The organism is Enterococcus sp. DIV1094 (genome assembly GCF_017316305.2).
In the GTDB taxonomy this organism is placed as follows: domain Bacteria; phylum Bacillota; class Bacilli; order Lactobacillales; family Enterococcaceae; genus Enterococcus_B; species Enterococcus_B mangumiae.
The window spans coordinates 3,255,432-3,269,546 of record NZ_CP147250.1; the positions used below are offsets into that span (position 1 = coordinate 3,255,432).

Sequence of the window (14,115 nt, forward strand, 5' to 3'; positions counted from 1 at the left end):
AAAAAAGCAATCTGCGTAAACGTCCATATACATTTACACAGATTGCTTTTTACCTTGTGACTCATTTCAAACTTTTTAAATGATTTTCAACGAGATAAGCCGTTTCTTCAATCGATTTATCCGATACATCGATCACAAAATTGCCATAGCGATCGAAAATCTCTTGGGAGTATTCCAATTCTTTATTGATCGTTTCTAAATTATTGTAGCTAGACGTTTGATGTAATCCTAAAGAATCTAAGCGATTGCTACGAATTCTCACTAGATTTTCTGGATGGCAGATCAAGCCGACGATTTTCTTTTTGTCTACTTCTTCTAATACTTTTGGTAAAGGGACTTCAGGAATCAACGGAAGATTTGACACTTTATAGCCTTTATTTGCCAAATACATACTCAACGGCGTTTTTGATGTTCGAGAAACGCCAAGAAGGACGACATCCGAATCTAAGAACCCTTTTGGATCTTTTCCATCGTCATATTTAACCGCAAATTCGATGGCAGAGATCCGGTTGAAGTACTCTGTATCTAACTTATGAACAGCACCTGGTTCTTCAATCGGTTGCCTCCCTGTTTTTGCATGGATGATCTCAAATAGCGGATGCATCAAATCGATATAGAGTAAGCCTGTTTTTTTACTGAAAGCTTTGGCAGCTTCTGATAATTCCAGATTCACTAGTGTGCTGATCACGATCGCTTTATCACGCAATGCATCTGCTAAGATAGGTAACAGTTCTTCTTTCTTGTTCACAAAAGGAAATTTATAGTTATTATTGAATACCAAATTAGGATATTGAACCATCACAGCAGATAACAATTTTTGCGATGTTTCACCTAGTGAATCTGAGATAGAATAAACATTGACTTCATTTTTCATGTAAAAATCCCCCTATCGATTTCGTTCAGCATTCCTCGCTTGCTGAGTAATAAAATTCAATACTTTTGATTTAGTGATCTTCCCGATTACTTTGCTTTCATCCGCTTCATCGACAACGGGTAGAGAGTCTACTTCAAAATCTTGAAGAATCGTTGCCGCTTCCAATATATCGGTATGCTTCGTACAAGTTTTGATGTGCGGTGTCCGAGTCATACAAAGAGCGACAGGTGTGTGATCGATCTCTGTATTCAGTGAAGCACGCAATAAATCTTTTCGTGACAATACGCCGACCAATTGTTTGTTTTCATCAATGACATAAATCGAGCCGACATCATACACGAACAACGTTGTGATTGCATCTCGGATCGAAGTATTCAAATCGATCAGTAAAGGTGGTACCATGACCTCACTCACTTTTACTGTGAACGTTTTAAAGAAAAAAAGCGTTTCTAAGTCTGAACCAGTGTAGGTATAGCCGATCTTGGGCGTTGCTTCAAGTATACCGGCCATCGTTAAAAAAGATAAATCCGACCGTAATGTCGCTCTGGATACGTCTAAGAGTTCAGAAATTTTTTCTCCACTGACAGGTTGTGTTTTTTTGACGATCTCAATGACTTTTTTTTGTCGTTCACTTAATTTCATCTTAGCCTTTTCCTCCCTCCTTCGTTTACATTATTTATTATACACATATATAAAGCGATTTCAAAATAAATTTGCGTTTTATTTTTCTAATTGACAGATATATATGAGTCATATTAAGATGTATTTATACAAAATATGACTCACATTAAATCAATGGAGGCTTATCTCATGGAAAAATGGATTTATGATTTTAGTGAAGGTAGAAGTAAAGATAAAGCATTATTAGGTGGAAAAGGTGCAAATCTAGCGGAAATGACACACTTAGGCTTGCCTGTTCCTTCTGGCTTTACTTTGACTACGGAAAGTTGTATGCGCTATCTTAATGATGCTACTTTCTTTGAAAAACATTTGGCAGCAGAGCTTCGTACAGCGATCAAACGCTTGGAAGTTGAAACCAACAAAACATTTGGGAGCGACGAGGACTTATTATTAGTTTCAGTCAGAAGCGGTGCCGTCTTTTCTATGCCTGGTATGATGGATACGATTCTTAATCTAGGGTTGAATGATTCACGTGTCCGGACGCTCGCAGAACAAACCAATTTATCCTTTGCATACGACTGCTATCGTCGTTTGTTACAAATGTTTGGCGACGTTGTTTATGGTATTCACAAAGAAAGCTTCAATGTTCTACTGATAGAAGCAGAAAAAGCAAACAATAAATCTGTCGCTGATTTCAACGAACAACAACAAGTATCTTTGATCGAAAAATATAAAGAATTATTTAGTAAACATAAAAAAGTATTTCCTCAACAGCCAATGGATCAGTTGAAAGAAGCGATCCAAGCCGTCTTTCATTCTTGGAACAATCCACGAGCGAATGTTTACCGTGAGTTACATGGTATCGCCCATGATTTAGGAACAGCGGTCAACGTTCAGGAGATGGTTTTTGGCAATAGCGGAAATGAAAGCGGTACAGGCGTCGTATTCACTCGGAATCCGTCAACTGGTGAAAATCAGCTCTTTGGTGAGTTTCTTTTGGATGCCCAAGGAGAAGACGTGGTGGCTGGTATTCGTACACCACAACCGATCCAAGAATTAAGTGAGCGCCTGCCAGATGTTTATCAAGACTTCTTGCACTACGCACAAATGCTAGAAACACATTACAAAGACATGCAGGATATTGAATTTACGGTAGAAAATGGCAAACTATTTATTTTACAAACGAGAAATGGCAAGCGGACAGCGAAAGCTGCTTTAAAGATCGCGACTGATTTAGTTGCGGAAAAGAAACTTACAAAAGAAGAAGCTTTGATGCGCATGGAACCAGAAATGATCGATCAACTGATCCATCCAATTTTTGAACCCACTGCCCTCAAAAAAGCAACCGCTTTTGCACAAGGTTTACCAGCTAGTCCAGGCGCCGCAACGGGTGAGATCGTCTTCACCGCAGAAAAAGCAAAAGAACGACATGAACTAGGAAGTAAAGTCATCTTAGTTAGGCAAGAAACCTCACCGGAAGATATCGAAGGAATGATCGTGAGTGAAGCAATCGTCACTAGTCGTGGTGGGATGACTTCTCATGCTGCTGTAGTCGCTCGTGGGATGGGAACTTGTTGCGTAACAGGTTCAGAAGCCTTGACGATCGACGAAGAAACAAAAACTGTCACAACAAAAGACGTTCGACTAACCGAAGGCGACATCCTCTCGGTCAACGGCAATACCGGCGAGATTTATTTAGGGGAGCTTCCGACAGTCGTTGCAGAAAACAATCAAGATCTAGCTTTATTTTTATCCTGGGCCAATGAAGTTGCCGATTTGGACGTGCGTGCCAATGCTGAAACATTAACTGATTTACGAACAGCTCTTGATTTTGGTGCTACAGGCATCGGGTTAGCAAGGACTGAGCATATGTTTTTTGGAGAAGAACGTATTTTAGAAATGCGTCGTTTGATTTTAGCTGAGAATGCCCAAGAAATGGCAACCGCTTTGACAAAATTATTAGCATTCCAAGAAGATGATTTTTATCAGATGTTCCAAACGATCCAAGAGAAACCAATGGTCATTCGTTTGCTTGACCCACCGATGCACGAGTTTCTCCCCCATGATCCGCAAGACATTCAACAGTTAGCAGAAAAGTTGGGTCAGCCAGTCAATGAATTAACAACTAAAATCGAAGCCTTGAAAGAAACCAATCCGATGTTAGGGCATCGAGGGTGCCGACTAGGGATCACTACGCCTGAGATCTACCAGATGCAAGTCAAAGCGATCATTCAAAGTGCCATTCGCCTAAGACAAGAAGGTGTACCAGTTATCCCAGAGATCATGATCCCGTTGATTGCTGAAAAAGAAGAGTTAGTACATCTCAAAACGCTGTTGATCGAAACGATTGAAGCAACTTTCAACTCACAAAATAGTTCACTGTTTCCCTATGAGATCGGTACGATGATCGAATTACCTCGCGCTTGTTTGATTGCTGATCAATTAGCAGAACAGGCTGATTTCTTCAGTTTCGGTACAAATGATCTCACCCAAATGACCTACGGCTTTTCTCGTGATGATATCGGAAAATTTATCAATCGTTATCAAGAAAAAGCAATCATGACACAAGATCCGTTCCAACATTTGGATCAACAAGGGGTTGGTCAACTGATCAAACTCGCTGTCTCGAATGCTCGACGAATCAAACCAGAGCTGTCGATCGGCATTTGTGGAGAAGTTGGCGGAGACCCACAGTCCATTCCATTCTTTCAAGCGATCGGAATCGACTATGTCTCTTGCTCCCCTTACCGGATTCCCGCTGCTCGATTAGCCGTAGCACAGGCTGCGATCCGTAGTCGTCGATCTTAACGATTTGTTTCTTTACATTTGATTCCAAAAAAGTAACCACAGCCAACGCAGCGAACGTTTAGGCTGTGGTTACTTTTTTAGAGTTAGACTATTTTATTTCTTTTTCCTTTTATTCTGGAGCTTCTCCTTTTCACGGATTCTCTTTTCTTGAAAGCTCAACTCTTTCTGTAATTTCAAATAGTTCATATAGCGATTTTCTGATAGTTCGCCACTCTCGATTGCTTGTTTGATTGCGCAGTCAGCTTCTTGATCATGTCGGCAATTCCTGAATCGACAATTGAAGGAGAGTTGAACAATATCCTCAAATTGGCTATCTAACTGCTCTGCTTGGAATGGTTGGAATTCTCGCATTCCTGGAGTGTCGATCAAAAATCCACCGGTTGGTAACGCAAGTAATTCTCTATGTGTCGTGGTATGGCGTCCTCTATCATCTTCTTTTCTGATTGCTGACACGTGCATGGTCTCATTCTGCACCAATCGATTGATGAGTGTTGATTTCCCCACACCTGAGGAACCAACGAGTGCGCCTGTTTGCCCGTCTGCTAATAAGTCTGCGATTTGTTGGATACCTTTATCATCGCCAAAACTAGTAACAATAATATCTGTCGTTAACGCATACAGTGGAACGAGATATAGATCGATCGTCGAACACAGGTCAGCTTTCGTAAGAATGATCACTGGTTTAGCGCCACTTTGTTTACCAGCGACTAAATAGCGTTCGATTCTTCGTAGATTAAAATCGTTATTTAAACTACTCACAATAAAAAGCCAATCGATATTAGTTGCGATGATTTGTTCGTCGGAACGGTTGCCCGAGGTTTTTCTAGAAACTTTAGAGAATCGCTCTTCGACAAAATGAATGATGCCTTTATTATCCGGTAATAGTTGGAATTTCACCCAATCACCAACAACCGGTAATTCACTTTGCGAAGCCGCTTGGTGTCTCAGTGAACCCGACAATTTTGCTGAAATTTCTTCATCATTACTCAGAATATGGTAGGTACTTCCATAACTAACTGTAATCCTACCACGAGTAAGTGAAGCATGATGTTTGTTTGATGTCATATTGATACTCCTTTGATAGTTAGAAATAAAAAAACTTTATGACCCGCTCATTTGCGAATCACAAAGTTATCAACATTCCATCACTATCGTTAGCATTTACAATCAATACTAGACAACTATCCATGGTGAGTATGATAAATTCAAGTTCACAAAGAGCTTCGGTTGGTTGATATTTTTTTTCATTATACTCACCTTCTTTCATTTGATTTCACTTTTACTATAGCATAGCTGGTACCACGGCGTAAACAGATTTCTAACGACAAAAAAAGAACCCTTGAAAATTCAAGGGTTCTTCCTCTGTCTGATAATAAGAAATTAACGACGGATTTCTTTGATACGAGCTGCTTTTCCGTGTAATGCACGTAAGTAGTACAATTTTGCACGACGTACTTTACCGTAACGGACAACTTCGATTTTCGCAACACGTGGTGTGTGCAATGGGAATGTACGCTCAACGCCTACACCGTTAGAAACTTTACGTACTGTATAAGTTTCGCTGATTCCAGCACCACGGCGTTTGATTACAACACCTTCAAATAACTGGATACGTTCACGAGTACCTTCGACAACTTTCGCGTGAACACGTACAGTGTCACCAGGGCGGAAAGCTGGGATGTCAGAACGTAGTTGTTCTTTTGTTAATTCTTCGATTAATGGATTCATTGTTTTCTTCTCCTTATTCCAAACATTCTTATGAGTAGTTTCTCACAGCGGAACATCGTAATAGTTAAGTGTTTTTACACTCACCATAGAATATTATCACATTCTAAAGTGAGTGTAAAGAAAATTTTCGGTTTTTGTGACACATCATGCTTCTTCTTTTTTGATCTCAGAGAGCATTTTTTCCATTTGTGGGGTCATTTCGAGTTTTTCCAACATATCAGGGCGTCGCAAATATGTCCGACGTAAGGATTCTTTTAGTTGCCATTCTTCAATCAATTTATGATTGCCGTTGGTCAATACTTCTGGCACTTTCATGTCTTTGAATTCTGCTGGTCTTGTATATTGTGGATGTTCAAGTAAACCAGTAGAATGAGAGTCGGTTTGTGCAGATGTTTGATTTCCTAACACATCAGGCAATAGACGAACAGTAGCATCGATCATGACCATTGCGCCTAGCTCGCCACCTGTCAGGACGTAATCACCTAGAGATACTTCATCCGTTACAAGTGAGCGGATGCGCTCATCATAGCCTTCGTAATGCCCACAAATAAAGATAAGGTGTTCTTCTTCAGAAAATTCTTCTGCCATTTTTTGGTTGAATGGTTTCCCTGCCGGATCAAGTAGAATCACCCGTTTTTTTGTTTCTGGATGTTTTTCCTCGATTGCTTTGATATTGTCATAGATCGGTTGGACTTTCAATAACATGCCTGCCCCACCACCATATGGATAATCATCAACCGTTTGATGTTTGTTATCCGAATACTCACGGAAATTTGATACATTGATTTCTAGCAATTCTTTTGCGACGGCTTTTCCAATGATCGATTCGCCCATCGGCCCTTCAAACATTCGTGGAAAAAGAGTCAATACGTCAATCTTCATCATCGATCAACCCTTCTAATAATGTCACACGGACCAAGCCATTTTCAACATCGACTTCTTGAACAACGGAATCGATATAAGGAATCAGTGCGTCTTTTTTCTTAGGTCGTTGGATGACCCAAACGTCATTTGCACCAGGCGATAAAATTTCTTTGATTTTTCCTAGTTCTTTTTCGTTTTCATCGATCACCTTTAGTCCAATGATTTCATGGTAATAATACTCATTTTCTGTCAGTTCAACCAAATCTTCCTTTGAGACACGTAAAATGCCATCGCGGTATTTTTCAACATCATTGATCGAAGGATGATTTTCAAAGCTGAGTAAATCAAAGTTTTTGTGTTTTCGATGGTTCTTGACCGTTAATTCTACGGGTGCTTTTCCTTCTTGGAAGAGTGTCAAGATTGATCCTTTTTTATAGCGTTCTTCAGGAAAATCTGTGGTTGAGATGACACGGACTTCGCCTTTGATTCCTTGGGTATTTACAATCTTGCCAACATTTAGATATTCAGTCAACTTTTGTCCTCATTTCTTTCATGATTCTTGTCACTCTGCTCATTCGTTCTTCTCTTACTTTCAGTTCCAGAGTGCATCTACAGTTTCCTGTTTATTTTAGCATGCGGCACTCGGCAATTCTAGTCTTCTTTTATTGTTGTTCCATCGAAACAGCCATTTTTAGTGCATTCATTGAATCTTGGTTCGTGATCGTATAAACAGTGGTTGGTTTTTGCCAAATGATCCGCGTGTTTTGACTCGTCCCGTCGGTCATATTGATCTCAATGGTTCCGACTTTTTCTGGGGCTGGTAATCGTGCAGATTCTAAGTAAGTCACGATCTGTTTAGCCAAAGGAACGGGATCTTGCCCTTCTATATTGCTGGCACGTATACGTAAACGCCAATTTCCTTCTTGCCATTCAAGAATCGAAGAACCAGCAGCGCCTTGTTGATAACCGACGATATTATAGCCGAGATCGACTTGTCTGCCACCAGTATCGATCGTAAATGGCTGGATGGTATTCAGTGTTTCTTGGGAAGACGCGAAGCCATCTTGATAAAGATAAGAGGCGATTGGTTCTGCTTGATTCAATGATGCGTCATTCAACGGTAGTGCTTGCTCTGATTGATAGTATAAAACAGAAAAACCTTGTTTTGTCATGGTTGCTGCAATGTTCAAATGAGCTGACGCAGTTGGGATATCCTGCGGCATTGGTGTATCAGGATGTTCTTTTTTTAATTGCTCGAAGGCAGTTTGAGTCGAATTTTCTTGTGTACTTGTACTCGTTTCAGCTGACGAATCATTTGTCTCATTACTACTTGTGGAAGATGAACTCATTTCTTCATTTGAAGTACTTGCTTCTTCCTTTGAAGTACTTGTTTCTGTCGTACGAACACTTTCATTTGTTGTTTCTTGGGTCGTTTCTCTTGGTGCTTGACAAGCACCTAGTAAAGCGACTGCAAACAAACTGACCAAACCTATTTTTTTCATTAGAAACACACTCCTCTCTTACTATTAAGGATACGCTTTGTACCTATTTTTGCCAAATAAGACCTCTAAGGAATATAAAAAAAAACTGTTTCGCAAAAACGAAACAGTTTATTCCTTATTGTCGATGATATTCAAACGCACTTTTTTCGGTGCGTTGATCCGTACTCCGTAAACGATTGTGCGGATTGCTTTTGCAACTCGCCCTTGTTTACCGATGATACGACCAATATCTTCGGGAGCCACCGTTAGATTATATTCGTAAAAATCTTGCGACTCAACGACTTCTAACTGGACCTGATCAGGATAAGTAACTAACGGACGAACGATTGTTAAGACTAATTCGCTTAAATCTTTCATATCCGGTCACCTTATTTCTTTGAGAATTTAGCTTCATGATGTTTTTTCATAACGCCTTCTTTTGAAAGGATGTTACGTACTGTATCTGAAGGTTGTGCACCTTTTGATAACCAGTCAAGTACTAAATCTTCTTTTAAAACTACTTCTGCAGGGTCTTTCAAAGGATTGTAAGTACCTACAGTTTCGATGAAACGTCCATCACGAGGAGAACGTGAATCAGCTACGACGATACGGTAAAAAGGACTCTTTTTAGAACCCATACGTTTTAAACGGATTTTAACTGCCATTATATATTTCCACCTCCATTGTTTTATTCACAAGATGTAGTGTACCAGTTTTTTTTTACCCTGTAAAGCTTTTTTTCTTTACAGTCTGATTTTTTTCAACTTTTATTGTTTCTTGATACTGGTAGCAAGCTTTTCAATTACTTCTATAGTGATGGATTGAGGATCAAGAGCGCTTTCCTTTTCCTTCCAAATAGCCGATTTCTTAACTATTTTCTTACTTAATCTCTCACAATAAATAACCTAAGTCTTTTTATTTGCTCGGTTTACTTATTTTTAGTAAGATAAATATAGAAAGTTTGAAGGAGGAATTGTTTTATGACAAAGAAAATTGGTTTTTTCATCGGAAGTTTAAGAAAAGATTCATACAATAAGAAAGTTGCAGAAACTTTTGCGGACTTATTACCGGAAGGATACGAGCCTGTATTTATAAAAATCGATGACCTTCCTTTTTATAACGAAGACATTGAAACACCTGAGCAAACACCTGCCGAATGGACACGTTTCCGTGAAGAGGTCAAAGATTTAGACGGCGTGATATTTGTGACTCCTGAGTATAATCGTTCCGTACCAGCTGTATTGAAAAACGCATTGGATGTTGGTTCACGTCCTTATGGTCAAAGCGTTTGGGATAAAAAACCTGGGTTAGTAGTTACTGCTTCTCCTGGTGGCGTCGGTGGTTTTGGGGCAAATCATCATTTGCGTCAATCATTGGTCTTTTTAAATGTTCCAACGTTACAACAACCAGAAGCGTATATCGGAAATATCACTAACTTACTTGATGAAGATGGCAACATTATCCAAGGAACTGTTGATTTCTTCCGAACGATTTTAGATGCGTATCTTGATTTCGCTGAAAAATTGAACGCTTGATATTACCTATGTTTACAAAAAAACCACGAAACAGCTTTCAGTTTCGTGGTTTTTCTTTGTAAACAACGGCTATTTTTTTCGATAATGAAGTTCAATAAACTCACCAAAGCGTTTGGTGTCCACCAATTGATAACGCTGTACATAGTCTCCTTCTTGAAAAAGACGAATCCCTTTCCCAAGTAATACAGGAGCAATTTGAATGTACCATTCATCGATCAGTTGATGCTCAATGATCGGTTTAAGTAGACTTCCTCCACCAACTACCCAGATCCTTTGTTCGCTAGATTCCTGCAATTCTTTGATAAAACGAACAGGATCTTCATGAACGACTGTCGCATCCTCTAACTGTAATTCTATATCTGTCGAAAATACATAATTATTTTTTTCTGGATAGATCTTGGCTGTATCTAAATATTTTTTTGCTTCTTCATAGGTTTTTCTGCCCATGATCGTCGTATCGATCGTTTGGTAGAATGCATCATAGGTCGTTTTCTCTCCTGTTGGCGTATCAAAGAGCCACTGCAAGTCATCGTTGCTTGTGGCTAAATAGCCATCCAGACTGATTGCACCATAAAAAATGACTTTAGACATACATGCTCCTCCTTTAAGGTTTGACTTCTCCGTGACGGAAACAAGTCACTAAATGATCGTTGATGATCCCTACTGCTTCTAAAAAGGCATAGATAGTCGTACTGCCAATAAATTTGAATCCCCGTTTTTTCAGGTCTTTGGCGATACGATCAGAAAGTTCGCTAGTGGTTGGCACTTCACTTTGGTCTTTGTAATTGCCGGTGACAACTTCACCATCCACAAAAGACCAGAGATAATCAGAAAAACTTTGTCCGGTTGCTTGCATTGCTAGTACTGCTCGTGCGTTAGTGATCGCGGCTTCGATTTTCCGACGATTACGAATGATGCCTTTATTATCCAGCAATTCTTCGATTTTGTTGTCATCGTATTTGGCAACTTTTTCAAGGTCAAACTGATCATAGGCTTCATCAAACGCATCACTTTTATTCAAAATCGTTTGCCAGCTAAGTCCTGCTTGGTTGATATCGAGCATCAATTTGCGGTATAGTTTTTGGTCATCGTATTCAGGTACGCCCCAAACTGTATCATGGTAGGTGCGCATGTTTTCAGTTGATTCACTCCATGGACATCGTTTCATCGATTTCATCTCCCTCTCTCTTTAACATCTTAAAACAGTGGATAAAAAAACTCCGAAGACAAAACTAGATACGTCTTCGAAGCTTTTTTCTACGTGGTCACCGATTATTTCTTTTTCTTCTTTTTCTTTTTGTTTTTCTTCATCATGCGATTCATCGCCATTTTTCCTAATTTCCCTTTGACACCTGTGCCAAACATTTGGTCCATGCCAGGAATGTTCATATCCCCTTTAGACATTTGTTGCATCATCTTACGGGATTCTTTGAACTGCTTGATCATGCGATTGACTTCAACGACGCTGTTTCCTGAACCAGCAGCGATTCTACGACGACGGCTTGGATTCAATAGATCTGGATTTTCACGTTCAGCAGGGGTCATTGAATAAACCATTGCTTTTTTACGTTCCACATCTTTTGGATCGACCTTGATGTTTTCGATCCCTGGCATTTGATTCATTCCCGGAATCATTTTTAGCAGGTCTTCGATTGGTCCCATGCCCATCACTTGATCTAACTGTTCGATGAAGTCATTGAAATCAAATGAGTTCTCGCGCATTTTTTGCGCAAGCTCTTCTGCTTTTTTCTCATCATAGTCTTGTTGCGCTTTTTCGATCAGCGTCAACATATCCCCCATACCAAGGATACGACTAGCCATTCGATCTGGATGGAAGACTTCTAAGTCGGTCAACTTCTCACCAGAACCGATGAATTTGATTGGTGCACCAGTAACGGAACGGATCGACAGCGCAGCACCCCCACGAGTATCCCCATCTAATTTTGTGATGACGACCCCAGTGATCCCTAACTGTTGATTGAAGCTATCCGCAACATTGACCGCATCTTGCCCGGTCATCGCATCGACGACGAGTAAGATTTCGTTTGGTTGCGTCAAGTCTTTGATTTGTTTCAATTCATCCATCAATGTTTCATCGATGTGTAAACGTCCGGCTGTATCGATCAAGACATAATCATTTTTCTTTTCTTTTGCGAGTTCCATCCCTTGGCGAACGATTTCTACTGGACTAACATCCGTACCCATATCAAACACAGGAACATCTAATTGTTGTCCTAAAACTTTCAATTGGTCGATCGCAGCAGGACGATACACGTCACCGGCAATCAATAAAGGGCGAGCATTTTCGTTTTTCTTCAAATAGTTCGCTAACTTACCAGTAAATGTAGTTTTACCTGCCCCTTGTAAACCGGCCATCATGATGACTGTCGGGATCTTAGGCGATTTATTTAGTTCAACGGTTTCTGATCCTAAAGTGATCGTTAATTCTTCGTCAACGATTTTTACGATTTGTTGCGCAGGTGAAAGACTATCGAGTACTTCTGCGCCGACAGCGCGTTCCCGCACACGTTTTGTAAAATCTTTGACGACTTGTAAGTTGACATCGGCTTCTAATAACGCAAGACGGATCTCGCGCATCATTTCCTTGACGTCAGCTTCAGAGACTTTTCCTTTTTTTCGTAACTTTGACATCGCCTGTTGCAGGCGTTCAGTTAAGCTTTCAAATGCCATATTTTTTTCATTCCTTTTTGTTATTCTTCGATTTCTTGGATCTTTTTGATATATCCTTGAAGCGTTTGGTCTTCAGGATACTGTTCATTGATATAGTGCGTCAATTCCGTCAACAACTGTTCACGAACGACATAATCAGAAAAAAGATGGAGTTTTTTTTCGTAATTCTCCAAGATCTTGCTCGTACGTTTGATATTATCATAGACTGCTTGACGACTGACTTCATATTCTTCAGCTATTTCTCCCAGTGAAAAATCATCTGCATAATATAATTCCATATAGTTCATCTGTTTTTCAGTCAACAGTGTCGAATAAAATTCAAAAAGAGCATTCATCCGATTGGTTTTTTCAATTTCCATTCAACTCACCTCGTTGATCCATCCACTCTTCTTCTGAGCAGACACTGATTTTTTGTTGGAGAAAATAGGCGGTGGCTACGCCAGTGCCTTCTTTCAACGTTCCAGAAAAAGTGCCGTCATAAATGCTTGTCGAACCGCAAGAAGGACTATTTGCTTTTAGGATCAACGTTGAGATCTGTTTTTCCTTGAGTCGTTGATAGGCTTTGATTGCCCCACTTTTATACACTTCGGTGACATCTTCACCAGAGACCGTCAAAACTTTTGCCCGCTGATGCCAAACATCAAATCCATCACCGCCAACGATTTCTGCTGGTTCTCTTGGAATGGGCAAGCCCCCTGCTACTTCGGGACAGATCATGATCGCTTGACCTTCTGCCACAAGTTTTTTTAATGCAGGGATCGCTTTATCTCGACCATCATAACGACACAAAACACCACCTAAACAAGCACTGATTCCGATCATCGTACGTTTTCTCCTTTAACTGAGCAAATTGCTTTTATATTATACCATTTATTTAGCTGGTTAAATAGTCCTTGACCCTGATTCTGTGCTAAAATAAAAGAGATGAAATTTATCAAAAGGAGAATTTATGAAAAAAGTATTAGTTGTCGATGACGAACCCTCAATTGTAACATTACTGACTTTCAATCTTGAAAAAGAAGGTTATAAAGTAACCAGTGCCGCTGATGGTCAAGAAGGTCTTGATCTTGCCGTGGAACATTCATATGATTTCATTATTTTAGATGTGATGCTCCCTTCGATCGACGGAATCGCGATCACTCAAAAACTCCGTCAAGAAAAAAATGAAACACCGATATTGATCCTGACCGCTAAAGATGACCAAGTCGATCGAATCATTGGACTTGAGATCGGCGCAGATGATTATTTGACAAAACCTTTCAGTCCACGAGAAGTCCTTGCACGGATGAAAGCAATCTTTCGTAGGATCGAACCACGAAAAACACAACCGGATGAAGCTGAACCAGAATATTTATCGATTGGACAGATCAGAGCTGATTTGACGAACTATCAAGTCACGATCGAGGATCAGCCGATCGAACTGACGCCAAAAGAATTTGAACTGCTCGTTTATTTCATGAAACGCAAAGATCGAGTGATCGATCGAGATACATTATTAGATCGTATTTGGAAT

Annotated in this window: 17 protein-coding genes; 3 read left to right on the top strand and 14 right to left on the bottom strand. The window is 39.9% G+C overall.

Translation table 11 applies throughout. From position 1 onward, the window contains the following. Nucleotides 1-61: 61 nt before the first annotated feature. Nucleotides 62-874: a pyruvate, water dikinase regulatory protein gene (locus DOK79_RS15380; RefSeq protein WP_206856178.1), complete on the bottom strand. Its 813-nt coding sequence runs from the start codon at nt 872-874 to the stop codon at nt 62-64. A gap of 12 nt (nt 875-886) precedes the next feature. Further along, entirely contained in the window at nt 887-1,516 is a 630-nt protein-coding gene (locus DOK79_RS15385; protein WP_206856181.1) for a helix-turn-helix transcriptional regulator, read from the bottom strand. 168 nt (nt 1,517-1,684) lie between these two features. Here DOK79_RS15385 and ppdK point away from each other — a divergent pair, with 168 nt between their 5' ends. Continuing rightward, on the top strand, nt 1,685-4,303 hold the full coding sequence (ppdK, locus tag DOK79_RS15390; protein ID WP_206856184.1) for a pyruvate, phosphate dikinase: 2,619 nt from the start codon (nt 1,685-1,687) through the stop codon (nt 4,301-4,303). 93 nt (nt 4,304-4,396) lie between these two features. Here the strand turns inward: ppdK and rsgA are convergent, their stop codons facing one another. The 7 genes from rsgA to rpsP form a co-directional block, all read right to left on the bottom strand. Beyond that, entirely contained in the window at nt 4,397-5,368 is a 972-nt protein-coding gene (gene rsgA / locus DOK79_RS15395) for a ribosome small subunit-dependent GTPase A (protein WP_206856189.1), read from the bottom strand. Nucleotides 5,369-5,683: 315 nt separating this feature from the next. Beyond that, complete coding sequence (gene rplS / locus DOK79_RS15400) at nt 5,684-6,031, bottom strand: 50S ribosomal protein L19 (protein ID WP_002286913.1); 348 nt, start codon at nt 6,029-6,031, stop codon at nt 5,684-5,686. Between the two features lie 144 nt (nt 6,032-6,175). Further along, nucleotides 6,176-6,913, bottom strand: a complete 738-nt coding sequence (gene trmD, locus DOK79_RS15405) for a tRNA (guanosine(37)-N1)-methyltransferase TrmD (protein ID WP_206856299.1) — start codon at nt 6,911-6,913, stop codon at nt 6,176-6,178. Continuing rightward, nucleotides 6,903-7,427, bottom strand: coding sequence for a ribosome maturation factor RimM (gene rimM / locus DOK79_RS15410; protein ID WP_206856191.1), 525 nt, complete (start codon nt 7,425-7,427; stop codon nt 6,903-6,905). Before rimM ends, trmD begins: the two co-directional genes overlap by 11 nt. 130 nt (nt 7,428-7,557) lie before the next feature. Beyond that, on the bottom strand, nt 7,558-8,397 hold the full coding sequence (locus DOK79_RS15415) for a hypothetical protein (protein ID WP_206856192.1): 840 nt from the start codon (nt 8,395-8,397) through the stop codon (nt 7,558-7,560). Nucleotides 8,398-8,505: 108 nt separating this feature from the next. Then, nucleotides 8,506-8,754, bottom strand: a complete 249-nt coding sequence (locus DOK79_RS15420; RefSeq protein WP_206856194.1) for a KH domain-containing protein — start codon at nt 8,752-8,754, stop codon at nt 8,506-8,508. Nucleotides 8,755-8,765: 11 nt separating this feature from the next. Further along, complete coding sequence (gene rpsP / locus DOK79_RS15425; RefSeq protein WP_010735006.1) at nt 8,766-9,041, bottom strand: 30S ribosomal protein S16; 276 nt, start codon at nt 9,039-9,041, stop codon at nt 8,766-8,768. Between the two features lie 315 nt (nt 9,042-9,356). Between rpsP and DOK79_RS15430 the strand changes: the two genes are divergently transcribed. Continuing rightward, the gene (locus tag DOK79_RS15430; RefSeq protein ID WP_206856196.1) at nt 9,357-9,911 is read left to right on the top strand and encodes an NADPH-dependent FMN reductase; all 555 of its coding nucleotides are present in this window, start codon (nt 9,357-9,359) and stop codon (nt 9,909-9,911) included. 69 nt (nt 9,912-9,980) lie between these two features. Here the strand turns inward: DOK79_RS15430 and DOK79_RS15435 are convergent, their stop codons facing one another. From DOK79_RS15435 to DOK79_RS15455, 5 genes are all read right to left on the bottom strand, one after another. Continuing rightward, on the bottom strand, nt 9,981-10,502 hold the full coding sequence (locus tag DOK79_RS15435; protein ID WP_206856198.1) for a dihydrofolate reductase family protein: 522 nt from the start codon (nt 10,500-10,502) through the stop codon (nt 9,981-9,983). Nucleotides 10,503-10,515: 13 nt separating this feature from the next. After that, nucleotides 10,516-11,079: a DNA-3-methyladenine glycosylase I gene (locus tag DOK79_RS15440; protein WP_206856199.1), complete on the bottom strand. Its 564-nt coding sequence runs from the start codon at nt 11,077-11,079 to the stop codon at nt 10,516-10,518. Nucleotides 11,080-11,183: 104 nt separating this feature from the next. Then, a complete protein-coding gene (gene ffh, locus DOK79_RS15445; protein WP_206856202.1) occupies nt 11,184-12,602 on the bottom strand; it encodes a signal recognition particle protein in 1,419 nt (472 codons plus the stop codon). Nucleotides 12,603-12,622: 20 nt separating this feature from the next. Beyond that, nucleotides 12,623-12,961, bottom strand: coding sequence for a putative DNA-binding protein (locus tag DOK79_RS15450; protein WP_206856205.1), 339 nt, complete (start codon nt 12,959-12,961; stop codon nt 12,623-12,625). After that, the gene (locus DOK79_RS15455) at nt 12,951-13,424 is read right to left on the bottom strand and encodes a DUF523 domain-containing protein (protein ID WP_206856208.1); all 474 of its coding nucleotides are present in this window, start codon (nt 13,422-13,424) and stop codon (nt 12,951-12,953) included. Before DOK79_RS15455 ends, DOK79_RS15450 begins: the two co-directional genes overlap by 11 nt. Nucleotides 13,425-13,551: 127 nt before the next feature. Between DOK79_RS15455 and DOK79_RS15460 the strand changes: the two genes are divergently transcribed. Then, nucleotides 13,552-14,115 (top strand): response regulator transcription factor (locus DOK79_RS15460; protein WP_339092546.1); only part of this gene is annotated, 564 nt, incomplete at its 3' end.

Coding starts and splice junctions, on each gene's coding strand:
- DOK79_RS15380 (WP_206856178.1), bottom strand. CDS start 874: ATGAAAAATGAAGTCAATGTTTATTCTATCTCAGATTCACTAGGTGAA.
- DOK79_RS15385 (WP_206856181.1), bottom strand. CDS start 1,516: ATGAAATTAAGTGAACGACAAAAAAAAGTCATTGAGATCGTCAAAAAA.
- ppdK (WP_206856184.1), top strand. CDS start 1,685: ATGGAAAAATGGATTTATGATTTTAGTGAAGGTAGAAGTAAAGATAAA.
- rsgA (WP_206856189.1), bottom strand. CDS start 5,368: ATGACATCAAACAAACATCATGCTTCACTTACTCGTGGTAGGATTACA.
- rplS (WP_002286913.1), bottom strand. CDS start 6,031: ATGAATCCATTAATCGAAGAATTAACAAAAGAACAACTACGTTCTGAC.
- trmD (WP_206856299.1), bottom strand. CDS start 6,913: ATGAAGATTGACGTATTGACTCTTTTTCCACGAATGTTTGAAGGGCCG.
- DOK79_RS15415 (WP_206856192.1), bottom strand. CDS start 8,397: ATGAAAAAAATAGGTTTGGTCAGTTTGTTTGCAGTCGCTTTACTAGGT.
- DOK79_RS15420 (WP_206856194.1), bottom strand. CDS start 8,754: ATGAAAGATTTAAGCGAATTAGTCTTAACAATCGTTCGTCCGTTAGTT.
- rpsP (WP_010735006.1), bottom strand. CDS start 9,041: ATGGCAGTTAAAATCCGTTTAAAACGTATGGGTTCTAAAAAGAGTCCT.
- DOK79_RS15430 (WP_206856196.1), top strand. CDS start 9,357: ATGACAAAGAAAATTGGTTTTTTCATCGGAAGTTTAAGAAAAGATTCA.
- DOK79_RS15435 (WP_206856198.1), bottom strand. CDS start 10,502: ATGTCTAAAGTCATTTTTTATGGTGCAATCAGTCTGGATGGCTATTTA.
- DOK79_RS15440 (WP_206856199.1), bottom strand. CDS start 11,079: ATGAAACGATGTCCATGGAGTGAATCAACTGAAAACATGCGCACCTAC.
- ffh (WP_206856202.1), bottom strand. CDS start 12,602: ATGGCATTTGAAAGCTTAACTGAACGCCTGCAACAGGCGATGTCAAAG.
- DOK79_RS15450 (WP_206856205.1), bottom strand. CDS start 12,961: ATGGAAATTGAAAAAACCAATCGGATGAATGCTCTTTTTGAATTTTAT.
- DOK79_RS15455 (WP_206856208.1), bottom strand. CDS start 13,424: ATGATCGGAATCAGTGCTTGTTTAGGTGGTGTTTTGTGTCGTTATGAT.